The following is a 23,847-nucleotide window of genomic DNA, read 5'->3' as shown; positions in this document are numbered from 1 at the left end:
TTAGCGAACGATGCTTGGCCGGCCGGGAGCCGGGCCGGAGCCTTGTGCCTTTGCTGCTGCCGAACGCGCCAGAGCCTGGGTAATCTCGAGGAAGCCCATGTGAAGCTCGAAGAGTGCATTTTCCAGCAGGCGGCTCTCGTCGGGATTGAGATTGCCCTTGGTCTTCTCCGCCAGCACGCTGAGCATATCGATGCTTTGGCGAGCTCCCATAAGATCGACCTGCGGCTGTTGCCCCTCGGGTGTCGCACCGCCAAGCTGCATGATGGCTGTCATATAAACCGAATGGACGATCTGCTCGAAGCTCATCGCCGGCGGATGCTCCATGCCGGGGTTGGTGGCGCGAATCGCGGTATCGAGACGGTCTGCCGTCGCCTGATAGGCAGTGCGAGCCTGATTGATCTGCTCCTCTGTAAGCGGTGGCAGCTCTTCTTTGGGTGCAGCTTCCTGTGGAGGAGTGGAAGCTGTTGGCTCGGCAGCAACCGGCGCTTCGGCGGCAGGGGGATCGTGACGCTCTCTCTCCTCTGAAGGCGGCGCATCGGGGCGAAGTTCGCCCTCAGCGGTGAACTTGCGGCGGTCGGTGACGACGAAAGGTTTGTTCTGCTCGGACATTGGCTACACTCTCTCAAAAGATTCAGATGCAGATGGGGACTTAGAGGCTTCAACAGTATTGAAAGGACGAGAGATAGGAATTGCAGTCCCCCCAGGATATTGAAGCGGAAGATTACGCTCCAGCGCCTCACGGCGAACATACCCGAGGCCCAGTTGAATCGTACCTGTGGGCAACGGAATTGCCGCGACGCTGGTCAGTTCGCCGACTTGCTTGTCTTCCACTTCCAGCAGGGTGTTCGAAGCGGGAACAACTCCCTCAAGTCGAAAGGCGGTGAAGGCGCGATGTACATTGCCGCGCGAGCGGATACGTTCCACAATCTCCTGGCCAAGATAACAACCCTTGGAGAAGTGAAGAGCGCGGGTTTGCCCTGTCTCCTGCGGTAGCTCGCGGTCGCGTATATCGGTTCCGTAGCGCGGCGTGCCTTCAAGCAAACGCAGCCATTCCTGGCTCTGCTGATCGCAGGTTACGGCTCCGGCGCTGAGGAGTGCCTGAGACAGAACTACAGCGGTCTCTGACGCCGCCCAGAGTTCAAACCGGGGAACGAGCGGGCTGTAGGCGTGAATGATAGTGACCTTGGCCGAGTTCCAGACCGTAGTCCGTAACTCAAGCTCGCCAAGAGATGCAGCAGAGATTCCGATGCCTTCCAGCAATGCTGCAGCCTTGGGGCCGGAGATCGAAAACCCGGATTGGTCTGCACTGCTATCGGATAGCTCCACGTCATCCATGATGATGAAGCGGTCGAGCAGCGACATAAGGCTGGGAACCTGCTCGGAGGCGGTCTCGAGCAGAAGGGCATCGGGCTCGGCAAAGATGTAGCCATCGCCCTGAATGCGTCCCTGCACACTAAGCAGGAAGTTGTAGCAGCCTTTCGATGGCTTTAGGTTCTGAATGGAATTCGTGACCATGCCGTTGAGCCAGCGAACGCGGTCTTCGCCGGTAACTCGAATCCAGCCAACGTTATCGATCGGAGACAGCCCCGCACCATCAAGCAGGGCGGCGAGTTGCTGGGCCGGGTTCGGCGTCTGCAAAGAACTGATCTCGAGATTGGTTAGGGGGGGCATCACGATAAGGAAAACTCTGCGTACACTTGATTATAGCGATGTATGCGGAGGTTGAGGTTGCAGCGAGGACTTGGCGGCAGAGGTTTGATTTTGGCGGGATGGCTCGCGGCGATTGCAACCTGTATGGTTCCCTGCGCGGCATTTGCAGGGCAGACGGCGGCTCCGGCCGGACAACAGCCTGAATCTTCCACAACGGCACAGGCGCCGATGACCAAGGCGCAGGCGAAGGAACTCTTCCGGTCAGTCGATGAGATTATGAGCTTTGTCAGCAGCGACTCCAAGCTGCCGATTGAACATAGGGTGAAGCGAAAGCTGATATCGCGCGACCAGGTCAACCGCTACCTGACGAAGAAGTTTAATGAAGACGAAGGAACGAAGCGGATGGAGCGTTCCGAGATCGTGCTGAAGAAGTTCGGGCTGCTCGATCGTGACTTTCATCTGCGCCCTTTTCTGCTTTCTCTGCTGACAGAGCAGATTGCCGGTTTCTATGACAACAAGACGAAGACGGTCAATCTATTGGATTGGATTCCGCCCGACCAGCAAAAGCCGGTGCTGGCGCATGAGCTGACGCACGCGTTGCAGGACCAGAAGGTGGGTCTGACGAAGTGGTCTGACGTAACCCTTGAAAACACCGCGAACAATGTGCAGCAGGATAATCAGCACATCCAGATGGATGAAGCGGACACAGCGCGCGATGCGGTCGCTGAAGGACAGGCGATGGCGGTCTTTGTGGACTACACGCTGCGGCCTACCGGCAAAACGCTGGCCGATGCTCCTGAGCTGGGAGACCGGTTGCAGGACATGGCTGCCGACTCGAACGGTTCGCCGGTGATGGCAAGGGCTCCGCTGCTACTGCAGCAGTCTCTACTGTTTCCTTACACCGATGGGCTCAGCTTCGAGCAGGCCATTCTTGTGAAAAAAGGAGCACAGGCGGCCTTTGCCGATGTTCTGGAAAATCCGCCGTCTTCGAGCTTCGAGATCATGAATCCCCAGGCATATATGTCTCATGCGCCTGTGCCGGTGCTGCGGTTGCCGGATATCCACCCGTTGTTGGACGCGGAGTACACACCGTATGACGTAGGTGTGATGGGCGAGTTGGACGTTCGCATGTTGACAGAGTTGTTCGGAGGTCGGAAGGTAGCGACTGCACTGGCGCCGCAGTGGGCAGGCGGCGTCTACTATGCTGCGCAGCGCAAATCCGCGGTGACGGAAGCGGAGAAGGACTCTACAGCCTCGATTGCACTGCTTTATTATTCGCGCTGGAAAAACGCAGATGCGGCACGCTCGTTTTTGTGCGTCTATGCTTCGGAGATACCCCGTAAATACTCCGGCGTCGTTCGTCGGACGCAGGATGAGGCAGATGGGAACGAGCAGATCTATTCGACCAATGAAGGCGATGTGCTGCTCTCCATCTCCGGCGACGGAGTCTTTATCAGCGAAGGCTTCGAGCTTCCCTTGGCGCGCAAGTTGCGCGATCAGATTGTAGGTATTCAGCCGACAGGGCCGTTACAGACGGCACAGGTGCAGCCGCATGAGCTGTCGCTTGGGTTGGCCCACACGCTGTCATCGTTTGGAATCATCCGGGCGGCAGCGCTGCAACGATATACTTTTGAAGGTTATCCGAGCACCGCTCGGTAAAAGGAGCAAGGCATTTTGAAGAAGGCAGAGATTGGAATTATCGGCGGCAGCGGCTTGTATGCCATGCCCGGACTTACGAATGTGCGCGAAGAGCGGGTCGAAACTCCCTTCGGCGATCCCTCGGACGCTTATGTCCTCGGCGAGCTTGAAGGCCGTCAGGTCGCCTTTCTGGCGCGGCATGGCCGCGGACATCGCCTGCTTCCCCGCGAGCTGAACTTTCGCGCCAACATCTACGGCATGAAGCAACTGGGCGTCGAGCGCATTCTTTCGGTTTCCGCCGTAGGCTCGCTGAAAGAGGAGCACAAGCCCACCGATTTTCTGATGCCCGATCAGTTCATCGATCGCACCTTCGCTCGCATCTCCACCTTCTTCGGCGATGGCATCGTAGCTCACGTCGCCTTTGGCGATCCGGTCTGTGCGACGGTGGCTTCTACCTTTGAGAAGGCATGTGCCGAGGTTGGCGTCGTCGGAAAAAATGGCGGAACGTATGTCTGCATGGAAGGTCCTCAGTTTTCGACTCGCGCCGAATCGAATCTCTACCGAAGCTGGGGCGCAGATGTTATTGGTATGACGAACCTGCAGGAGGCAAAGCTGGCCCGCGAAGCAGAGATCTGCTACGCAACCATGGCCATGGTGACCGACTACGATTGCTGGCGCGAAGGTCATGACGATGTCACCATCGACCAGATCGTGGCTGTGCTCCACCAGAATGCTGACAACGCGGCAAAGGTAGTTCGCGCCGCCGTAGCAGCGATGCCTGCGCAGAGAACATGCGCCTGCGTCGATGCGCTCAAGTACGCGGTTCTTACCGATCCCAAAGCAATTCCCGCTGCCACGCGGCAAAAGTTGTCGCTGCTGCTGGATAAATATATGTAAGCCAAGAGCAGGCTGATTCATCCAAGTAACTAACTCGTGTGAAAAGGAATTTATGTCCATTCTTGTTGTAGGATCCGTAGCGTTTGACAGCATCGAAACCCCGCACGGCGCAGTGGACCACTGCCTGGGTGGTGCGGCGACACATTTCTCGCTGGCCGCCAGCTACTTCACCCCGGTGCGCGTGATTGCGGTCGTCGGCGAAGACTTCACCGAAGTGCACGAGGGCGTACTGACAAAGCGTGGCGTTGACACGCAGGGCCTCGAACGGGCCAAGGGTCTCAGTTTCCATTGGACAGGCTCTTATGCGGGAAACATGGACGAGGCCAAGACGCTGGGAACCGATCTGAATGTCTTCCAGACCTTCGAGCCCAAGATCCCTGCCGCTTATGAGGACAGCAAATACCTCTTCCTTGCGAACATCGATCCTGTTCTTCAGGCTCGCGTTCGCAGCCAGATGCCGCAGGTCCGCATGGTCTGCGGCGACACGATGAACTATTGGATCGCCGATCACAGCGAGAACCTCGCCAAAGTCTTACGCGATCTCGACGTTCTGCTGATCAACGATGGTGAGGTTCGCATGCTCGCGGGCGAGCGCAATCTGGTGTTGGCCGCCGAAAAAGTTCTATCCATGGGGCCGAAAACCCTCATCGTCAAGCATGGCGAGTACGGAGCCACGGCATTCTTCAGCGATCGTTCTTTCGGAGGACAAACCAAGATCTCCCGTCCCTTCCGCGCCCCCGCGTTGCCCTTGGCCGAAGTCGTCGATCCAACCGGCGCGGGAGACTCTTTTGCCGGTGGCTTCTACGGTTATCTGGCATCGCAGCCGGAGCTGACACCAGCGGTCTTTCGTACGGCGATGTTCTACGGCGGTGTGATGGGATCGTTCGCCGTCGAGCGATTTGGTACGGAGCGCTTGCAGAACGTCACGCGCGAAGAGATTGAAGAGCGCTTCAACCTGTTCAAGGAGATCTCTCACCTTGAAGGAGCGTAGACCGACGAGGCGATTAGTGCCGACGACTTTGAACGCGGTCACTTCTCCTGCTGGAGAAGCGTCGCCGGATGAGGTGCGCCCGGCTACCAAAGAAGAGAGTTTTCCAATTGCTCTTCTTTCGGTGATCCTCGCCTTTGCCGCGCTGGCTCTCTGTTATTCGCGCGGTTACCTGTTGCTTTATGGAGATGCGGTCGCACACCTTGGAATTGCGCGCCGCATCTTCGACTCGCGCAATCCCGGCTTGGCACAGCTTGGCGGAGTCTGGCTGCCACTGCCTCATCTGCTGATATTGCCCTTCGTGCAGAAGATGGAGTGGTGGCAGAACGGTCTCGCAGGCGCATGGCCCTCGCTGCTCTGTTTTATCGCCAGTGTGGTCGGTCTCTATCGGCTCGCACGCCGCATGATGACACCGCGCTGGGCCTTCGCCGCCACGGCTTTTTATGCACTGAATCCCAACCTGCTCTACCTCTCTACGACGGCGATGACCGAGCCTCTGTTTCTTGCAGAGCTTATCTGGATGACGCTGTTCACGATGGAGTGCGCGGTTGCGATCCGCGAGTCGCGCCACAGCCTGGTAAACCGGCGGTTGATCTACATCGCTCTCCTCATCGTCGCAGCAGTCTTCACTCGTTACGACGGTTGGATCCTCGGCGCGGCAGCCTGGTGCATCGTCACCTGGTGCCTTGCGCGGAATCCCGCGGTCTGGCGCAAAGTCGCTCCATCGTTCATTGTCTTTACGCTTCTCTCTGTCGCCGCACCTCTCAGTTGGCTCGGCTACAATCAGCACTTCTATCACGACCCGCTGGACTTCATGCGCGGCCCGTACTCTGCATCCGCCATCGAGAAGAAGACCTCTCCTCCCGGGTCGCATCACTATCGCGGATGGCACAATCCCGGCTGGGCGCTGCTCTTCTTCACCCGCACCGCCCAGGTGGATGCCTCCGTATGGGAGACCGGTTTCGCGGTCATGATCGTCGCCCTCGCCGGGTTGATCCTCGCCATCTGCCGCCGCATTGCATTGCCATCGCTTCTGCTCTGGCTGCCGCTGCCGTTTTATGTCTACGCCATCGCTTACAGTTCCGTGCCGATCTTCATTCCGCAATTGTGGCCGCACTCTTACTACAACGCGCGCTACGGAATGGAGTTGTTGCCGGCGCTTGCGGTCTCCATGTTTCTTGCCATCGAGTGGGTAGAACGCCGATGGAGCCAGTCGCAACCGGACAAGGCGCGGTTCCTTCAGCCGATTACCCTTCTTCTTGTCGTCCTCAATACCCTCACCATGATGTATTTCATCCCTCTGGTGCTGAAAGAGGGAATGGTAAACGCCACGACGCGCATGTCGCTTGAAACATCGGTTGCAAAAGTGCTGCAGTCCTTCCCGCCCGGCGTTCCTATCCTGATGTACAACTCGGACCATATCGGCGCTATTCAGGATGCGGGAATCCCGCTAAAGCAGACAGTAAATGAAGGCGACTACGATAGCTGGAAGGCAGCCCTCGCTGATCCCGCAGACCACGCGGCCTATGTGATTGCCATCAAGGGCGACCCAGTCTCGAAGGCTGTCGATGCCAATCCACAGGGGCTGACGGAGATGTCGATCCTGTGTACGACCGGCCAGCCTTGCGCGCGAATCTATCGTTCCGACAAGTTTGGATCGACGCCAAAGACGCCGTAATCGTACTCATTGGTTTTTAGAAGGTTGAGGCAGAATAAGAGAAACATGATTCCTTTTGTAAAGGCACACGCCTGCGGCAATGATTTTTTGATTATCGAAGAACCTCTGGCTCAGCGGCGTCACGCGGATCTGGCACGCAAGCTGTGCGCCCGCAACACCAGCGTCGGCGCGGACGGTATCGAATTCCTCGACCGCAAGCCCAACGGAGAATTCTTTCTCCGCCTCTTCAACGCCGACGGTAGCGAAGCTGAACTCTCCGGCAACGGAACCCGCTGTGTCGCCGCATGGCTGGCCAGCAGCGAAGGCATTCAGAACGTAGCCCTTGGCACGCACGGCGGCGTGCGTACTTGCCAGGTGATTGAAGCCGCCGATCCCTACTTCCTCATCGAGAGCGAGATGGGCATCCCGCGCGTGATGCCGCGCACCATCGTGCTTCCGGAAATTGGCAACGTCGACGGCGCAATGGTCAACGTAGGCAACCCGCACTTCGTCCTCTTTGTGGACACCGACGATTTCAGCGCACACGGCAAAAGCTGGCAGGATCTTGGTGCACGCATCAGCACAAGTCCGCTCTTCCCACACGGCACCAACGTCGAGTTCGTGCGCGTCATCTCACCGGAAGAGATTGCCTTCCGCATCTACGAGCGCGGCTGCGGTCCAACAACATCCTCAGGTACCGGCACCTGCGCTTCTTCCTCGGCGGCAATGGCATTGCGCGAGGCAAGCCGCTCTCTGACAGCTATCGCTGAAGGCGGCGCGCAACGGACAGTCTGGCCAGCCAACGATGCAGTGATGCGCCTTACCGGGCCAGCCGAGATCATCTGCCGTGGCGAGGTTGCAGCGCTATGACCACATCGCGCACTGCGATGGTAAAGCCTGCTGCGCTGCGTCTCGGCGCAACACTGGCCGTGCTGTCGCCGGCGAGCACTCCCAAGTCTGATCTGGTGCATCGCGGCATCGGCAGATTGCATGAGCTGGGCTATCGGACCGTCCTCGGCAAGCATGCGCTGGATCGCGGACCGCTCTACTACGCAGGCACGTTGGAGCAGCGCCTTGAAGACTTTCATGCAGCCTTTGCCGATCCGGTGATTGACGGCATCATCTGCACGCGTGGCGGCTGGGGCTCGGCGGAGCTTTTGCCATTTCTCGACGCATCACTGATTCGCGCCAATCCAAAGGCATTTATCGGTTACAGCGATCACACTGCGCTGCATAGCTGGCTCCACAACGAAGCGAATCTCGTCACCTTTCACGGTCCTATGGTCGCGGCCGACTTTGCTCGTGAAGACGGCATAGACCTGCCAAGCTGGCGACACGCCATCGAAGGCAACGCATCATGGTCAGTAGGTGTTGCGGATGGCCTGCGCGTGCTTCGCAGTGGCACAGCCGAAGGCACCTTGCGCGGCGGATGCCTCTCGATCCTCGCAGAGTCTCTTGGAACTCCTTACGCTCCTCGGTTTACTGACAGCATTCTCTTTCTTGAAGACATCGGCACCAAGCCTTATCAGTGGGACCGTATGCTTCTCCATCTGCGTTATGCGGGAGTCTTGAAAGAGGTACATGGAATCGTATTCGGCGATATGCGCCAATGCGTCACCGAGGAGGAGAACGATTATCTGGAACGCGCCATCCTGCACTCGCTGCGCGACTTCGATGGGCCCATCGCCATTGGCCTGAGCAGCGGTCATGTAGGCGTGCCCAATATCACCCTGCCGCTGGGCATTCCTGTTAAGCTGGACTTGGCCGACGCGGGGAGCCCGCGAATGCACTTTCTCGAAGCGGCGGTTACCGTCTAGCCTCGAAGCTGACATCATGCAAAAGCTCAAACACATTCATCTCATTGGCATCTGCGGCACAGCGATGGCGTCTCTCGCGGGGATGCTGCAACAGCAAGGCCATCACGTCACCGGTTCCGATGCTGCTGCCTATCCGCCGATGAGCGATCTGCTGCGTGGCCTGAACATCGAAGTTCGCGAGCCATACGCGGAGCGCAACCTTGAGCCACGGCCCGATCTGGTAGTCGTCGGCAACGCCATCTCGCGTGGCAACGTTGAACTCGAATATGTTCTCGACCAGCGCATCCCGTTCTGTTCCATGGCTGCCATTTTGCACGACGAGTTTCTTACCGGGCGCGAATCGCTGGTGGTTGCCGGAACCCACGGCAAGACGACAACGACCAGTATGCTGGCCTGGGTCTACGAGGTCGCCTCGCGGGGCAATCCCAGCCTTGCGCCGTCATTTCTGATCGGAGGTGTGGCGGAGAACTTCGGTACCAGCTTCATGGTGCGGTCCACGCGGCCTTTCCTGCTCGAAGGCGACGAATACGACACTGCCTTCTTCGATAAAGGCCCCAAGTTTCTGCACTACTTTCCCGACGCGGCGATCCTTACGCATGTAGAGTTCGATCACGCCGACATCTATCCCGATCTTGCTGCGGTGAAAACGGCGTTCAAGCGCTTCGTCAATCTTGTCCCTCGGCGCGGCCGCGTCGTTGCCTTCGATGGCAGCGAAAACGTCAGCGAGTGTGTCGCCAAGGCCTTCTGTGCGGTGGAGCGCTATGGCTTCTCTGCGGACTCGCATTGGCACATCACGAACCTTCGCCACGACGAAGCCCTGAGCCGCTGGACGCTCTCCCGCAACGGCGCGGCATTTGCCGAGCTGAGCCTGCCGATGGCGGGCGAGCACAACGCGCTCAATGCAACCGCTGCTGCTGCTCTCGCCGCAGGGCAAGGAGTTCCGGTCGAGGCGATCATCGAGGCGTTGGCAACTTTCCGCAGCGTAAAGCGCAGGCTCGAGGTCAGCTCGGTTGTCGAAGGCATCACCATCATCGACGACTTTGCGCATCATCCGACCGCTATCCGCGAGACGCTGCGTGCCTTGCGCGAATCTTATCCGGGACGACGCCTCATCGCTGTTCTCGAACCGCGCTCGAACACGCTGCGCCGCAATGTCTTTGAGGCCGATCTGGTCGAAAGTCTGGAGCTCTCTGACAGCGTTGTGCTCGCGAATGTCTTCAAGTCCGAGAACATTCCTGCGAACGAGCGGCTCATTCCAGAGAACGTCGTCGCTCGTCTCAATCAGATTGGGACACCCGCAGCCGTTTATGCGGATGCCGATGCGATTGTGGAAGCTTTGGTGCCGCAACTCAAAACCGGGGATGTCGTTGCCATCCTGTCCAATGGCGGCTTTGGCAGCATCTATCAAAAACTTCCTCACGCGATTGCCCATTCGGTTGCCGCTGTAGAACGGGCTTAAAAACATGTTCGCCACGCTGAAACTTCTTTTTGTCTACACCGCGCTGGGGCCGCTCGCAGGCATCATCGGCATGCCTTACTCGCTTCTGGTGCAGGACATCAGCCGTCTCTATCGGGTGGCGATGTGGATCGCCAACGCGGGTGTTCGCGCGGCTGGCATTCGTATTGAGGTCAGCGGTCTGGAGAATGTTCCTTCCGACCGCCAGTGCATCTATATGTGCAACCACGTTTCGAATCTCGATCCGCCGGTTGTGCTTCCGCTGCTTCCGGGACGTTGCTCGGTGTTGCTGAAGAAGGAGCTGATGCGCATTCCCATTCTCGGCACGGCGATGAAGATGGGTAAATTTGTGCCGGTGGAACGCGGGCATCGTCGCGAGGCCGCGCAGGCCAGCGTGACGGCTGCGGCTGATGCGCTTCGCTCCGGGTTGAATATTCTGGTCTTTCCCGAAGGCACTCGCTCGAAGGATGGAAGGCTCTCCGTCTTCAAGAAAGGGCCGTTCTTTCTGGCGCAACAGACTCAGGCACCGATTGTTCCGATTGCGCTTTCAGGTACAGAGCGCATGATGCGGAAGGGAAGCGTTGCTATCACGCCGGGAGTGGCCAAAGTGCAGTTGCTGCCTGTGATTGAGCCTACGCAGTACGAGACGCGCGAGGAGTTGCTGAAGGCGGTGCGTAAGGCCATTGCCGACGCGCTGCCCGACGAGATGAAGCCTGAAGACTACTTGACGATGGCGTTATAGCCGTCGGCGGTCAGCTTCTGACGCATTGCATCGGCTTCTTTCTTGGTGGCAAACGGCCCGATCTGTACGTGCAGCAGCTTATCCTGCAGCGATTGATGGATCGCTGCGTTATAACCGTGCCGTTTCAAAGCTGCGACCAGCATGTCCGCATCTCCCTGGCGAGAGACAGCGGCTACCTGAACGACTGACTGTCCTGCGCCGACGACTGCTGCCGGTGCCGATGGCGCAGCGGCGTGACTCACAGGAGTTGGCTTGATTGTCAGCTTTGCCGGTACAGCCGTTGGGGTTGGCGTAACTGCCGGAGTCTGATCGTTCGACGAGCTGTCGTCCGGCACGTCGGTCGATGAATTGGCTGACGAATCGGCGGGTGCTGCCTGAGATTCGGGAACTCCCGAGGAGGGTTTTGCCGCGCCGGAGCCTGTGTCTTGGCTGGCCGCCGGGGCAGCGACGCCCGAAGCGGGGAGCGCGGACCGTCTGCCGAGCGAGTAGCCGAAGGCGAAGAAGATGGCGCAGATCAATACCAGGGCAAAGAAGATGCCAATGATGAAGGATGTTCCCAGGGTCATCTCACGATCGCGCCCATTGGGCTCGTCGTCTTCTTCCAGATCGCTGTTGCGGCTGTACAGGGTATTCACGGTAGGTCCTTCGTCTCCGGTGTCACTGTGGACATCAGAGTTTTATTCAAGAGGTTCATCATCTCGAGCGGCAGCGGGAAGACGATGGTGGTGTTCTTCTCGACGCCGATCTCGGTGAGGGTTTGCAGGTAGCGCAGTTGCAGGGTCATCGGCTGCGTGCTCATCAATTGCGCAGCTTCTACAAGTTTGGCCGCAGCGTTATATTCGCCTTCGGCGTGGATGACCTTGGCGCGGCGCTCGCGCTCGGCTTCGGCCTGCTTGGCCATGGCGCGCAGCATCGATTCGGGCAGATCGACTTGCTTGACCTCGACGGAGACGACTTTGACGCCGAAGGGCGCGGTGTGACCGTCGATGATGGTCTGAATGCGCTGGTTGAGCATCTCGCGATGAGCGAGCACTTCGTCCAGTTCGACCTCGCCGAGGACGGAGCGCAGCGTGGTCTGCGCGAACTGCGAGGTCTGGTAGACGTAGTTCGCTACCTCGATCACGGTTTTGGTCGGGTCCATCACGCGCAGGGTAATGACGGCGTTCACCTTCAGCGTCACGTTGTCGCGGGTGATGACGTCCTGCGGCGGAACTTCCATCGCTTCCTGACGAAGGCTGACGCGAACGATCTGGTCGAGCGGGCGGAAGACCAGAATGACGCCGGGACCTTTCGCTGCTCCCATGACACGGCCAAGACGGAAGATCACTCCACGCTCATATTCTTTGAGGATTTTGATGGAATTGAGCAGGTAGAGGACGACAATGGCGATGGCGAAGAGCGCGGGGATGGACATGGTTGCGTAGAACCTCAGGCGGAGACAGCGTGCGGCCGCCGCTACGATTGTAGAGCAGCACCTGAGCGGATGTGACAGGAGACTAGGGTGGAGGGTTCCAGTTAGTACCTGCCTGCCGATTATCTTTTACTTTCTCGCTTTTTTGCAAGTACCCCCCTGGGGGTACTTTAGTCCTAAAGTCTTCCATTCATTAGACTTAATTTGCAAAGTCTTCATTCTTCACGAGTTACATATAACCCATTCTTTCTAAATGGGTTATCGCAATATGAGTGTTGACCTCGGCTTTTCTCGTCTACTTCCAGTTTAGAAGATGGGGAGAAACTGTTTTGCAGTTTGGGGAAGTATAATTTTCGGCTCGCAAATGTTTTATTTTGTGTGGTTTGCCGATTGATTTTCCAGATAGCAGCGGGTCGGAGGGCTTGACATGGATCTCTGCCCGCTTTTGAAGGGGTTATTTCGGTTCGAGGTCTGTGATTATGAGGTGGGGGGAAGATCGTCCTCTTCGGCGGTGACGATTGTGCCCTGATGGTAGAGGATGCGCCAGCCCTCGGCTGTGCTCTGCCAGATGGTGGAGCGGCGGGTGAGGCGTTCGGCCTGGCGGAGAGTGTAGGTGAGGAGATAGGTGTCCGGGCCGAGACGGCGGAGGGCGTGGTCGGAGCTTTGCCAGCCTGCGGAGGCGGCGTCGATGGGCGTGGCCTCAGACATCCATTTGAGGATGAAGTCGCGGCTGTAACGGCGGCCTGAGGCTCCTACCTCCCAGTAGCCGGGTGCCATCATGCGTTCGAAGTCGGCGTTGGTCGTGCCGAATTCAGGGGTGTGGAAGATGGGCTCCCGGCGGCGTAGTTCTTCGAGGATGGGGAGCAGGTTGGGTTCGGTGTGGGTGAAGACGGGCTTGGGGGCCATGGAGGGATTGTATGGTCTCAGGTTCAAATGCAGAGACAGCAAAGGGCAAAATGCAGGGGTCTCTCCGCTTCGGCTTCGCCTTCGGTCGAGATGACGTGAAGTGCGGGTTGTGGGGAGGAAGGCATACTCCAGGGCTAAAGCCCCATGTTTGTTGGCTTCGGGAGAGGGCCAAGGCTGAAGCCTTGGCGTACCTAGAAGCAAAAGCAATCTGGCATACGTTGAGGAAAGAGGGGATGGCTTTTTTGCGTTGGTGGTCAGAGGTAGAGCAGGGCTATGGGGATGACGACTCCGGTGATGAGGAGCGCGGTGATGAGCTTGCGGTTGCGGCTGTAGCGGTAGGACATGTATAGCCCGGAGAGGGTCGAGATAAAGAGGCCGATTGAGACCAGAAGGAAGAACAGCTTTAAAGGTAAAGGATTGTGCTGTTTAGCTAGAACTGCCGATGGCTGGGGTTTGTCCATCTTGTCTGGCTTGTCCGTTTTATCGGATTTGGGGTTTGCGGCTTGAGCACCTGGAAGTGGGAGCTTGCGGACCGGGACGGTCATGGTCTGTTTTTTGTGGATCTGGGCGAGAGTGGCGATCCAGGCGGGCGGCTTGTAGGAGCTGCCGCGGGTCGTCTCGTGGAGGCTGAAGGTCTGGAGGGCTCCGGTGAAGGCGAAGAAGAGCAGGGCGGGCGCGATGAAGACCCCGAGGTAGAGGTGGGTGTAGCGGGTGTAGTGGAGGAAAAGGTGCTTTCGTGCCATCTCTTCCTTTTTACATAAAGTCTCGATATACGACAAGTTTAGTCCTATTTAATTTCAGTGAAAATACGGATGACGTGTTGAAGATAGGTTGCATCGAAATTAGAGTAAGCGGGCGCAACTTCATGCTGGTTTAAGCATCAGATAGATTGACAGTAAGTGACTCAAGGTGAGATTCTTGGTAAGTCGCACATGTGAATGGGCCGTGGGCCCGGAAGAATGAGGATTTCTATATGGCAAAGATTATCGGTATTGACCTGGGAACCACGAATTCGTGCGTAGCCGTTATGGAAGGCGGCGAGCCGAAGGTGATTCCCAATGAAGAGGGCGGACGAACGACGCCTTCTGTCGTTGCGTTTACGAAGAGCGGGGAGCGTCTGGTGGGCCAGGTGGCCAAGCGCCAGGCGATTACGAACCCCGAGAACACGATTTACTCGATCAAGCGCTTTATGGGGCGTCGCTTCAATGAAGTGAATGACGAGATGAAGATGGTGCCGTACAAGGTTGTGCAGCAGGGCGACCATATCGCCGTGGTGGCGCAGGGCAAGGAGTACACCGCGCCTGAGGTTTCGGCGATGATTTTGCAGAAGTTGAAGAAGGCTGCGGAAGATTATCTCGGACAGTCGGTGACGGAGGCCGTCATTACGGTTCCGGCGTACTTCAACGACGCGCAGCGGCAGGCTACTAAGGATGCCGGAAAGATTGCCGGACTTGACGTCAAGCGCATTGTGAACGAGCCGACGGCGGCTGCTTTGGCCTACGGTCTCGATAAGAAGAAGGACGAGACGATTGCCGTGTATGACTTCGGCGGCGGAACGTTCGACGTCTCGATTCTTGAGGTTGGCGAGGGCGTGATCGAGGTGAAGTCGACCAATGGCGATACGCACCTTGGCGGCGACAATCTCGACCAGCGCATTGTGGATTGGCTGATCTCGGAGTTCAAGCAGGAAACCGGGCTTGACCTGACCTCGAAGGGCAACGAGATGGCGCTGCAGCGGTTGAAGGATGCCGCGGAGCGCGCGAAGATCGAGCTGTCGACGGCGCAGGAGACGGAGATCAATCTGCCGTTCATCACTGCCGATGCGAGCGGGCCGAAGCACCTGGTTCGTAAGCTGACGCGGGCGAAGCTGGAGTCGCTGGTTGACGACCTGTTGCAGCGGTCGATTGGGCCGTGCAAGCAGGCGATGAAGGATGCGGGCATCGACGCGAGCAAGATCGACGAAGTGGTTCTGGTCGGCGGTCAAACGCGTATGCCGAAGATCCAGCAACTGGTGAAGGAGCTGTTCGGAAAAGAGCCCAACAAGGGCGTCAATCCGGATGAAGTCGTTGCTATCGGCGCGGCGGTTCAGGCTGGCGTGCTGGCGGGTGAGGTGAAGGACTTGCTGCTGCTCGACGTGACACCGCTGACTCTCTCTATCGAGACGATGGGCGGCGTAGCGACCAGCATGATTGCACGCAACACCACGATTCCGACGAAGAAGTCGGAGACGTTCTCGACGGCGGCAGATAATCAGACCGAGGTCGAAGTGCATGTGCTGCAGGGCGAGCGCCCGATGGCGGCGCAGAACCGGACGCTGGGCAAGTTCAAGCTGGGCGGGATTCCGAATGCACCGCGTGGCGTGCCGCAGATCGAGGTCACGTTCGACATCGACGCCAACGGCATTCTGAATGTCACGGCGAAGGACAACGCGACCGGCAAGGACCAGAAGATTACGATTACGAGTTCTTCGGGTCTAAGCAAAGAAGAGGTTGAGCGGATGGCGAAGGACGCCGAGGCTCACGCTGCCGAGGACAAGGAACAGCGCGATGCGGTTGAAGCGCGCAACGGCCTGGACTCGCTGGTATACAACGTCGAGAAGATGGTGAAGGATGCCGGCGACAAGGTTGCCGACCCGGATAAGAGCGAGGTTGAAGCAGCTTTGGCTGATGCGAAGAGCACGCTGGCGGGCACGCCGGGTGCGACGGAGCTGAACGCCGCCAAGGACAAGCTGACGGCTGTTAGCCACAAGCTGGCCGAGGCGATGTACAAGGCTGCGGCTGCTGCTCCGCCGACCGATGGCGCGACGGCTGCTGAAGGTGTTACCGAAGAGCCGAAGAAGGACGAAGGCGTCATCGATGCGGAGTATGTCGATGTCGATGAAAAGAAGTAAGTAACAGGTTGTGAAAATAGCAGGCCATCCGCAGGGATGGCTGCTACGTAACACAAGAGGGGTGTGCCTGCGAGGATGCCCCTCTTGCTTTATAAGACCTGATGGGAATCTTTGACGTGTAGAGTGCGTCTTATTACCAGGAAAGGTGTTGAAGTGGATAGAAGGAATGGAAGCAAGGAAGATCACTACGCAGACGTGATGTGGCTGGAGAAACTGGAGCTCAATCGATTGCTTGGAGGAAAGGCGATGACCGAGACCATGTGGAGATGCGATCAGGTGAGGGCAGGACAGTTGTACAACCGCATGATGTTCGATACCAAGGCCGAAGCAGAACAGTTTATGCAGCGGATGCAGCAGATGGAGCCGGACCAGACGTTTTCGATCGAGGCGATTGAAGCCAGCCAGGTCTGGAATTAAAAAGATTTAGCAAGATCTAGTTTTTAGTTTCTGTAGTTGCAGTGGCGACGGTTGTTCTGGTGGTTGACCAGCGCCGTCGCCATTGCTCGTGTTTACGAGATTTTGCGAGAGAGGCGACCGAATCGATGCCGGAAGGAAACGAGATACACCGATGGGCTGAGCGGCACGCGGCGGCGTTTGCCGGAAGGCCGGTGAAGGTAGACGGGCCGCAGGGTCGGTTTACCGATGCGGCGGTGATCGACGGACGCAAGCTGGTGCGCGTGATGGCGGTCGGCAAGCACTTGGGCTATGACTTCGGCAAAGACCGGATTCTGCATGTGCATCTCGGCTTGCAGGGAGATTTCACGGAGGGCTCGGGGCCGTTGCTTGAAGTGCGTGGAGCGCTGCGGCTGCGGATGTGGAATGCGGCGGCGGTGAAGCGTCCGGCTGAGCCGGGTGTGAGCAAGCGGCACGGCTGGTACTCGGAGGATGACGGCACGGGGCATGTTGCTCCCAAGAAGGTTGCGTGGGTTGAGCTGCGTGGACCGATGGACTGCTCGGTGTACACGCAGGCGATGTGGGAGAAGCTGCTGAAGCGGCTGGGTCCCGATCCTTTGAACGGCGATGGGCCGGAGAAGATGATTGCAAAAGTTCGCAAGAGCAAGAAGGCGATTGGCGCTTTGTTGATGGACCAGACGGTAGCGGCAGGGGTTGGAAATATCTATCGTGCGGAGTTGCTTTATCGGGCGAGGCTGAATCCGTTTACTCCGGGCAATGAGGTGGAGGAGAAGCGGCTGCGGTCGATATGGAAGGATGCGGGGGGTTTGATGAAGGCGGGCATGGTCGACCGGCGCATTGTGACGACCAGGGCTTCGGACCGTCCTCATCGAAGGGGCAAGGTGCTGAAGGAAGAGGCGCACTATGTCTATCGGCGGCAGGGCAGAGAGTGCTTTGTCTGCGGGACGAAGATTTTGACGAAGGTGATGGCTGGGCGGAATTTGTTCTGGTGTCCGACATGCCAGGCTGGGAAGAAGCAAGAGGAGTAAATCAGATTTCGAGGTGCGCGAGGTGCGCGCTGTTGCAGAATGGAAGAGGCTGAAGAGAGACTATGGCGACACAGACGAAAGATTATTACGGCACGCTGGGCGTGAAGAAGACGGCGACTGCGGATGACATTCGCAAGGCGTTCAGGAAGGCTGCACGCAAATATCATCCGGACGTAAATCCGGGCGACAAGAAGGCTGAGGAGAAGTTCAAAGAGATCTCCGAGGCGAACGATGTTTTAAGCGACGACAAGAAGCGCAAGATCTACGACCAGTTCGGCTTCTACTCCGACAATATCGATCCGGCGGCGGCTGAGGCTGCGGCTCGCGGCGGCTATGGCGGCGGCTTTCCGGGCGGAGGTGGCGGCGGACGGTCACGGGCAGGCGGCGGCGCGCAGGAGGTTCCGTTCGACTTCGGGGGCTTCGACTTCTCGGACTTTCAGGCGGGCGCTCGCGGCGGACAGCAGGAATCGGGCGGCGGATTTGGCGGCAGCTTCAAGGACATCTTCAGCGGGATGTTCACCGGCGGAGGCCAGAAGGCGCAGCGTGGGCCGCAGCCGGGCACCGATCTTGAGTATCAGGTCAGCATCGACTTCTGGACGGCGGTGCGCGGCGGCGTGACGCGGCTGGAGATTCAGCGGCAGGAGGTCTGCCCGTCGTGCAAAGGCAAATCGACGACCGGCGGCAGCATCGAGTGCCCGGAGTGCCACGGCAGCGGGCAGGTGACGCAGATGGGAGGACGGATGAAGTTCAACATCCAGTGCCCGCAGTGCGGCGGTACAGGCAAGATACAGAACGCCTGCAAGACCTGCGATGGTGCGGGAGTTGTGATCAAGCGCGAGCCGCTGGAGTTCCGCATCAAGCCAGGGACGCGCGACGGCCAGAGGATTCGGCTGGCGGGCAAGGGCAACGCCGGGACGAACGGCGGCCCTGCGGGCGATCTGTTCCTGATCATCAAGGTCGGGACGAATCCGACCTTCAGCCGCAGCGGTGACGATATTTATGTCACCGTTCCGGTTACAGTTACGGAGGCGGCGCTGGGCGCGAAGATTGAGGTGCCTACGATTGACGGGCGAACGCAGTTGAAGATTCCGCCGGGGACGCAGGCGGGGCAGAAGCTGCGGCTGCGCGAGAAGGGCGTGCAGAGCGCGGCCCGCGAAGGCACGCGCGGCGACCAGATTGTAGAAGTAAAGGTCGTGGTGCCGAAGGTGCAGGATGAACGGAGCAAGGAGATTCTGCGCGAGTTGGCGAAGCTGAATCCGGACGATCCGCGAGTCGGTTTGTTTGAGGGAGTGTAGAGCAAGCGGCGGGTTGGCCTGAGGGAATGGCGATGACGAAGGTATTCAAGGTTGGCGACCATGTTGAGTGGAACTCGGAGGCCGGCAGAGTGAGCGGTGTCATCAAGAAAAAGCTTGTCTCCAATCTGACCGTCGAGGGATACGTACATCACGCCTCGAAAGAGAAGCCACAATACATGATTGCCAGTGACAAGACCGACCATGTGGCGATTCACAAGGGAACAGCGTTGAGGCTTATCAGCGCAAAAGGTCGAGACCGCAGCGAAGAAGCGTGAGAAGAACTGGATTTTCGAGGTAGATGAGATGGTGACGAAACGGAAGAGCAAGGGCGCATACATGATTTCGTCGGTGGCGGAGATGTATGAGATCCATCCGCAGACGCTGCGTCTGTATGAGCGGGAGGGACTGCTGCGGCCATCGCGCAGCGAGGGCAATACCCGGCTCTATACCGACGAAGACCTGGAGCGGCTGGAGTTCATTCTGAACCTGGCGCGCGATCTGGGCGTGAATATTGCCGGTATCGCCATCGTGTTGCAGATGCGCGAACGCATGGAAGAGATGAACCGCCAGATGCAGGGCTTTGTCGACTATGTGCGGAAGGAGATGCTGTCGCGGATGCAGCAGCAACAGGAGCCGGGAACGGGGCTGGTCCCGATGCGGCGCCCGATGGTGGCGCCGGTGAAGGTTGTTTCGGTAAAGACGGTTTCGGTAAGGACGACGAAGGGAAAGAAGAAGTAGTCGTGTGTGGACGCAGTCCATAGGACGAGTTGCGCGATTAAGCAGGAACGTACGTCAACCGAATTACGTTCTCCGTGATTTGATCGCTGGCCGCAAATCGGAGTCGCGGACGGGAGCCGGCGAAGAATGTCTTGCCGCTGCCAAGCACGATGGGATGAAGGTACATTCGATACTCATCGATAAGACCGGCCTCGGTCAGGCTTTGCGCCAAGCCTGATCCGGCAACTTCAATCTCGCCAGCCAGCTCAGCCTTCAGCTTCCGTATTGTCGCCTCGACGTCATCGGTGACAAGCGTGGCGTTGGGGCCAACTGACTTGAGCGAGCGCGATACGACCCATTTAGGCTGGCTCCGCCACGCCGAGGCGAAGTTGTGTTCGTGTGTCTCATCATCCGGACGGTCTTCGTCCCAATAACGCATTACCTCGTACATGCCGCGACCGTAGACAATCCCGGCGAGACTGCGCACGCGCTCGACGAAGTGGAGAAAGAGCAAGGGATCAGGTGCAAACTTCTCGTGGTCGATGTAGCCATCCAGGGACTGGTTCAATTCGAAGACAAGTTTGGCCATGCTGCAAATCTCCTTTCCGGGTTTATTCAAAATAGCCTAACCGATGTCGCGCGGAGATAAGTCTGAACGCTGCATCCGGCCGGTGTGCGAGAAGCTCTTAAACTGCGGTGCGATAAACTTGAAGACTGCGTATTAATCAGGGTTTCGCAAGGGTGAGATGAGTCTTCTGCTGCATATCTTGTTTTGGGTCGCGCTCGTCGGCTCAGTGACTTCTACGATCTACTGCCTGATGGTGATGGCGGCAGCGGCGCGCTTTGGTCTGCGCAAGCGGCGGGAGGATTCCGCCGAAACTACGTTTTTTCCGCCATTGAGCGTGTTGAAGCCGCTACACGGCACCGAGCCGGGGATGGAGCGCAATCTCGAGACGTTCTTCGAGCAGGATTATCCTGAGTTCGAACTGCTGTTTTGTGCGCGACACGACACCGACGAAGGATTGCGGCTGGCGCAGCGGGTGGCCGAGCGCTATCCGCATGTGGACGCGAAGTTTGTGACCTGCGGGGAGCCGTTACCCAAGTTTCATAACGCGAAGGTGTACTCGCTGGCAAAGCTGGACTCGATAGCGCGGCATGAGCTGTATATCACCAGCGACGCGGATGTGCGGGTGACACGGGATTATCTGCGGCGCATGGTGCAGAACCTGAAGGACCCGCAGATTGGGCTGGCTTCGTGCGTGTATCTGGGGACGGTGGATGGCGGCGCTTCGGCAGGGTTTTCGGCGCAACTGGACGCTGTGGGCAAGAGCGTGGAGATGACCTCGGGTGTTCTGGTGGCGGACATGCTGGAGGGAACGAAGTTCGCTTTGGGCGCGACCATGGCGGTGCGCAAGAGGTCATTTCAGGATGCGGGCGGCTTCGAGGAGTTAGGCCAGTTTTACGCGGATGATTTTGTGCTGGGCAATCGGCTGGCTGCGCAGGGAATCGGTGTGCAGATGGCGACGCACGTGATTCGTTTGATGGTGCAGGACACTCCATTCGGACTGTCGTTTCGCAATCAGTTGCGCTGGATGCAGAGCACGCGGCGGTCGCGTCCGTGGGGGCACCTGGGCAGCGGGCTGACGTTTGCCATGCCCTTCGGTCTGCTGGGCCTGCTGTGGGGTTTGTTAAGCGGCCATGCGCTGGTGGGAGTGCTCTGGCTCTCGTGGATGATCGTGCAGCGGTGGATGCAGGCGGGGGCGATTCTGCGAGTGATGGGCGATCCGGACTGGGTGCGGGGGACGATGCTGTACCCGATACGCGACCTGCTCGGAAGCATCCTGTGGCTGGGCAGCTATGGGGGCGACCGGTTCTATTACCGCGGGAAGATCTATCGGCTCAAGGACGGGGGCAAGGTGGAGGCTCCCGAGTAGTTTTCTTAGTGAGTGTCGATGCGCGGCTAAGATAGCTGCCATTTTCAGCCGATATATCCACAATGGAGTTGCAGGAACGCCGGAAGGAAGCGCGCTATCTCTGCTTTGGGCAAGTGAAGCTGAATCGGATACCCGGCATCGTCCGGTCGGGCCGCATCATTGACCTGAGCCGTGGCGGGTGCCTGATTGAGATACGGTTGCCGGTCTATGTCTCGCAGGGGGCTGCGGTTGAGCTGGTGGTGCAGATGAAGGGGATCGCTTTGCGCATGTTGGGCAATGTCGCGTTTGTCGACAGGTCGAGACCGGGCCTGATTGGAATCTCTTTTGTGAGATTGAGCGAGCGTGGGCAGATGCAGCTATCAGAACTGGTCGCAGAGCTTGGATTGGTCCCGGCTCGCAACCGCAATCGTCTGCCGCTGCGTAGGCGGCGTATTTGGTAGAACTTTAGCGGTTGGTCAGAACGGTCTTGCCTCCTGAAGTGGCGAGTGTGCGAACTGGCGCGTACGGGGTAAGGTCCTTGATGCGTGCCTCGGGTTTGTAGGTGAAGAGAAAGACGCGCTGAGGACTGGCCCAGAGTTGGCGAAGGGTGGATTCAGTCTCGAAGATATGAGGGGCGTCGGGCCAAAAGCTGCCGTACCAGAGGCCGTTGACGCGGCCATCGACGAGGTGGACTTGATGCCGAGTGTAGAAGATGAGAGCGGAGCCGGAGGTCAGCTCGCCGTCCAGAATGATGAAGTCGTTGGGGGTGGGCTGGTCTGCGTTGATGGCTTCGGCGAGTCCCTTTGATCCGAGGATGGGGTAGAAGCGCGCGAGCCCTACGTGCGCGGCCAGAAGGGTGACAATCATGGCAGCGGCGAGAGTGAGGTTGGCAGCGTAGGCGCGTCCTTTGCGACGGAGTGCGTAGCTGCCGAGACCGATGGCGACCATGCTGACGGCGACGGCTGTCAGGGGGCCACGAAATAGGCCCATGGCGGCTCCAGTGAGGTCAAAGAGGTGGCCGAGGGAGAGGTTGTAGAAGCGGGGGTTGGCCGCGAGCAGAGAGGCGATGTCTGTGCCGGGAGCCGGGTGTGGCGCGGTGATCGCGAAGTAGCCGCAGACGATGGCAGCTGCGGTGGCGAAGGGTAGAAGGAAGTAGAGCGACCAGTTGAGCGCGCTTTGCTGCGCGTCGGATTCGCCTCTGTTGGCGCGGGTGAGAAGGGCAGCAGCCATGAGCGCGAGTGCGGGCAGAGCGGGGAGACCGTAGTACTCCTGTCGGCTGGAGAAGGTGAAGAAGCCGAGGACTACCAGAGGCCAGAGCAAGAGTGACAGGGCCGCTTCGTAGCTGCGTGGTGTGGCAGTAACTCTATTGCGGAGGCTGCGGATGTAATCGGCAATGGAGCCGGGCAGAAAGGCGGCCCAGGGCATGATCCAGATGGCAGTGAGCAGCCAGAAAAGCGGAATTGGCACCTGTCCGTAGTCGTGGGGGATACGGTGTCCGAGGAAGCGGGCGATGTGCTCGTTGTAGAGATAGAACCATGCCCAGCCTCCGGTGGCGGGCAGGCCGAGGCCGGTGGGAAGTGCGATGGCCGGGGTGCGCAACGCAGCGAGGATGTGCCACGGAGCGGCGATGATGAGGAAGACGGCGGTGCTCGACAGCGGATGGAAGCGGGTGAGGAGACGTAGCTGTTTTGTGACAGCGAGGTAGAGGAAGACGAAGCCGATAGGGAAGACGAGGCCGATGAGTCCTTTGGTGAGAACGTTCAGGGCCATGACTGCAGCGAAGGCGAGGCAGGGGAGGAGCGGTGATTTTATGGCCGAAAACCCATGGCCCAGATGCGAGACATGGGGCACTTGGTTTTGAGTCTGATTTTGGGATGTTTCCTTGATGCGGTCGAGGGCTATGAGGAAGAGGTGGACGGCGAGCGTCATCCACAGGGCGAGCAGGATGTCGGGGATGTAGAAGCGGGTGTAAAGGTAGGGGCCGATGCTGGTGGCCATGGCGAGCGCGGCGTAGAAGCCTCCACGGTCGGGATGGGCAGTGGGTGAGATCTCTGCGAAGAGGCGGATGCCGAGCGCATAGACGGCCAGCAGCAGAGCGAGCACGGCGAGCGCGAGCGGAAGGCGTGCAGCCCAGTCGTGAACGCCGAACAGATGCATGGAACCGGCTGCCATCCAATACATGAGCGGCGGCTTATCGAAGAAGCGGATACCGTTGACGTAGGGGGTGACGAAATCGTGGCGGCGGAGCATCTCGCGAGCGATCTCGATGTAGATGGAGTCGACGTCGTCGAGCAGGCCAGGGGTGAAGAGGCCGCCGATCTGGAGGAGCATCCAGGTGACGGTGAGGATGGCGATGGAGAGAGGGCTCCAGCGGCGGGCGGGTGCGGATTGGGTGATGGTTTCGTTCACGGATCGTTCCAGGTCGCGC

24 protein-coding genes are annotated in these 23,847 nt (G+C 58.7%); 16 read left to right on the top strand and 8 right to left on the bottom strand.

Going from position 1 to position 23,847, the window contains the following annotated elements; all coding sequences use genetic code 11:
* Positions 1–609 carry a DUF1844 domain-containing protein gene (locus tag IEW09_RS10440; RefSeq protein WP_188554072.1) on the bottom strand — a complete coding sequence of 203 codons (609 nt, stop codon included), beginning with the start codon at positions 607–609 and terminating at the stop codon, positions 1–3.
* A gap of 3 nt (positions 610–612) precedes the next feature.
* Positions 613–1,671: a CAF17-like 4Fe-4S cluster assembly/insertion protein YgfZ gene (gene ygfZ, locus IEW09_RS10435; RefSeq protein WP_188554071.1), complete on the bottom strand. Its 1,059-nt coding sequence runs from the start codon at positions 1,669–1,671 to the stop codon at positions 613–615.
* A 57-nt stretch (positions 1,672–1,728) separates the two neighbouring features.
* On the opposite strand from ygfZ, the gene IEW09_RS10430 reads away from it, so the two are divergent.
* Genes IEW09_RS10430 through IEW09_RS10395 form a run of 8 tightly spaced genes read left to right on the top strand, consistent with a single transcriptional unit; the run spans position 1,729 to position 10,845 of the window.
* Positions 1,729–3,309 carry a hypothetical protein gene (locus IEW09_RS10430; protein WP_229739232.1) on the top strand — a complete coding sequence of 527 codons (1,581 nt, stop codon included), beginning with the start codon at positions 1,729–1,731 and terminating at the stop codon, positions 3,307–3,309.
* Between the two features lie 15 nt (positions 3,310–3,324).
* Positions 3,325–4,185, top strand: coding sequence for an S-methyl-5'-thioadenosine phosphorylase (mtnP, locus tag IEW09_RS10425; protein ID WP_188554070.1), 861 nt, complete (start codon positions 3,325–3,327; stop codon positions 4,183–4,185).
* 52 nt (positions 4,186–4,237) lie between these two features.
* Complete coding sequence (locus tag IEW09_RS10420; protein ID WP_188554069.1) at positions 4,238–5,176, top strand: PfkB family carbohydrate kinase; 939 nt, start codon at positions 4,238–4,240, stop codon at positions 5,174–5,176.
* Positions 5,163–6,851 (top strand): ArnT family glycosyltransferase, encoded by a 1,689-nt coding sequence (locus tag IEW09_RS10415; RefSeq protein ID WP_229739231.1) that lies wholly within the window; start codon positions 5,163–5,165, stop codon positions 6,849–6,851. Before IEW09_RS10420 ends, IEW09_RS10415 begins: the two co-directional genes overlap by 14 nt.
* A gap of 45 nt (positions 6,852–6,896) precedes the next feature.
* On the top strand, positions 6,897–7,700 hold the full coding sequence (gene dapF / locus IEW09_RS10410) for a diaminopimelate epimerase (RefSeq protein WP_188554068.1): 804 nt from the start codon (positions 6,897–6,899) through the stop codon (positions 7,698–7,700).
* On the top strand, positions 7,697–8,647 hold the full coding sequence (locus IEW09_RS10405; protein ID WP_229739230.1) for a S66 peptidase family protein: 951 nt from the start codon (positions 7,697–7,699) through the stop codon (positions 8,645–8,647). Before dapF ends, IEW09_RS10405 begins: the two co-directional genes overlap by 4 nt.
* A gap of 16 nt (positions 8,648–8,663) precedes the next feature.
* Positions 8,664–10,106: a UDP-N-acetylmuramate:L-alanyl-gamma-D-glutamyl-meso-diaminopimelate ligase gene (gene mpl, locus IEW09_RS10400; RefSeq protein WP_188554067.1), complete on the top strand. Its 1,443-nt coding sequence runs from the start codon at positions 8,664–8,666 to the stop codon at positions 10,104–10,106.
* 4 nt (positions 10,107–10,110) lie between these two features.
* On the top strand, positions 10,111–10,845 hold the full coding sequence (locus tag IEW09_RS10395; protein ID WP_188554066.1) for a lysophospholipid acyltransferase family protein: 735 nt from the start codon (positions 10,111–10,113) through the stop codon (positions 10,843–10,845).
* On the opposite strand, the gene IEW09_RS10390 is transcribed toward IEW09_RS10395, so the two are convergent.
* The 4 genes from IEW09_RS10390 to IEW09_RS10375 all read right to left on the bottom strand — a co-directional run bounded on the left by IEW09_RS10390 (position 10,824) and on the right by IEW09_RS10375 (position 13,905).
* A complete protein-coding gene (locus IEW09_RS10390; RefSeq protein ID WP_188554065.1) occupies positions 10,824–11,480 on the bottom strand; it encodes an SPOR domain-containing protein in 657 nt (218 codons plus the stop codon). The two genes, IEW09_RS10395 and IEW09_RS10390, sit on opposite strands and share 22 nt — an antisense overlap.
* Positions 11,477–12,259, bottom strand: coding sequence for a slipin family protein (locus tag IEW09_RS10385; protein WP_188554064.1), 783 nt, complete (start codon positions 12,257–12,259; stop codon positions 11,477–11,479). Before IEW09_RS10385 ends, IEW09_RS10390 begins: the two co-directional genes overlap by 4 nt.
* 474 nt (positions 12,260–12,733) lie before the next feature.
* Positions 12,734–13,162, bottom strand: a complete 429-nt coding sequence (locus IEW09_RS10380; protein WP_188554063.1) for a nuclear transport factor 2 family protein — start codon at positions 13,160–13,162, stop codon at positions 12,734–12,736.
* A 254-nt stretch (positions 13,163–13,416) separates the two neighbouring features.
* Complete coding sequence (locus IEW09_RS10375; protein ID WP_188554062.1) at positions 13,417–13,905, bottom strand: PepSY domain-containing protein; 489 nt, start codon at positions 13,903–13,905, stop codon at positions 13,417–13,419.
* 230 nt (positions 13,906–14,135) lie between these two features.
* Between IEW09_RS10375 and dnaK the strand changes: the two genes are divergently transcribed.
* The 6 genes from dnaK (at position 14,136) to IEW09_RS10345 (ending at position 19,527) form a co-directional block, all read left to right on the top strand.
* Positions 14,136–16,052: a molecular chaperone DnaK gene (gene dnaK, locus IEW09_RS10370; protein WP_188554061.1), complete on the top strand. Its 1,917-nt coding sequence runs from the start codon at positions 14,136–14,138 to the stop codon at positions 16,050–16,052.
* Between the two features lie 153 nt (positions 16,053–16,205).
* Complete coding sequence (locus tag IEW09_RS10365) at positions 16,206–16,469, top strand: hypothetical protein (protein WP_188554445.1); 264 nt, start codon at positions 16,206–16,208, stop codon at positions 16,467–16,469.
* A 125-nt stretch (positions 16,470–16,594) separates the two neighbouring features.
* Positions 16,595–17,494 (top strand): Fpg/Nei family DNA glycosylase, encoded by a 900-nt coding sequence (locus tag IEW09_RS10360; protein ID WP_188554060.1) that lies wholly within the window; start codon positions 16,595–16,597, stop codon positions 17,492–17,494.
* A 62-nt stretch (positions 17,495–17,556) separates the two neighbouring features.
* Positions 17,557–18,789, top strand: coding sequence for a DnaJ C-terminal domain-containing protein (locus IEW09_RS10355; RefSeq protein ID WP_188554059.1), 1,233 nt, complete (start codon positions 17,557–17,559; stop codon positions 18,787–18,789).
* A 32-nt stretch (positions 18,790–18,821) separates the two neighbouring features.
* Positions 18,822–19,064 (top strand): hypervirulence associated TUDOR domain-containing protein, encoded by a 243-nt coding sequence (locus IEW09_RS10350; RefSeq protein WP_188554058.1) that lies wholly within the window; start codon positions 18,822–18,824, stop codon positions 19,062–19,064.
* A 28-nt stretch (positions 19,065–19,092) separates the two neighbouring features.
* Positions 19,093–19,527: a MerR family transcriptional regulator gene (locus tag IEW09_RS10345; RefSeq protein ID WP_188554057.1), complete on the top strand. Its 435-nt coding sequence runs from the start codon at positions 19,093–19,095 to the stop codon at positions 19,525–19,527.
* A gap of 37 nt (positions 19,528–19,564) precedes the next feature.
* Here the strand turns inward: IEW09_RS10345 and IEW09_RS10340 are convergent, their stop codons facing one another.
* On the bottom strand, positions 19,565–20,095 hold the full coding sequence (locus tag IEW09_RS10340; protein WP_188554056.1) for a dihydrofolate reductase family protein: 531 nt from the start codon (positions 20,093–20,095) through the stop codon (positions 19,565–19,567).
* A gap of 157 nt (positions 20,096–20,252) precedes the next feature.
* Here IEW09_RS10340 and IEW09_RS10335 point away from each other — a divergent pair, with 157 nt between their 5' ends.
* Positions 20,253–21,440, top strand: coding sequence for a glycosyltransferase (locus tag IEW09_RS10335; protein ID WP_188554055.1), 1,188 nt, complete (start codon positions 20,253–20,255; stop codon positions 21,438–21,440).
* Between the two features lie 62 nt (positions 21,441–21,502).
* Complete coding sequence (locus IEW09_RS10330) at positions 21,503–21,880, top strand: PilZ domain-containing protein (RefSeq protein WP_263369121.1); 378 nt, start codon at positions 21,503–21,505, stop codon at positions 21,878–21,880.
* A gap of 4 nt (positions 21,881–21,884) precedes the next feature.
* Here the strand turns inward: IEW09_RS10330 and IEW09_RS10325 are convergent, their stop codons facing one another.
* On the bottom strand, positions 21,885–23,828 hold the full coding sequence (locus IEW09_RS10325; RefSeq protein WP_229739229.1) for an ArnT family glycosyltransferase: 1,944 nt from the start codon (positions 23,826–23,828) through the stop codon (positions 21,885–21,887).
* Positions 23,829–23,847 lie beyond the last annotated feature (19 nt).

The sequence above is a fragment of the Edaphobacter dinghuensis genome, assembly GCF_014640335.1.
Lineage (GTDB): Bacteria > Acidobacteriota > Terriglobia > Terriglobales > Acidobacteriaceae > Edaphobacter > Edaphobacter dinghuensis.
This window is presented reverse-complemented; position numbering and strand designations above follow the sequence as displayed.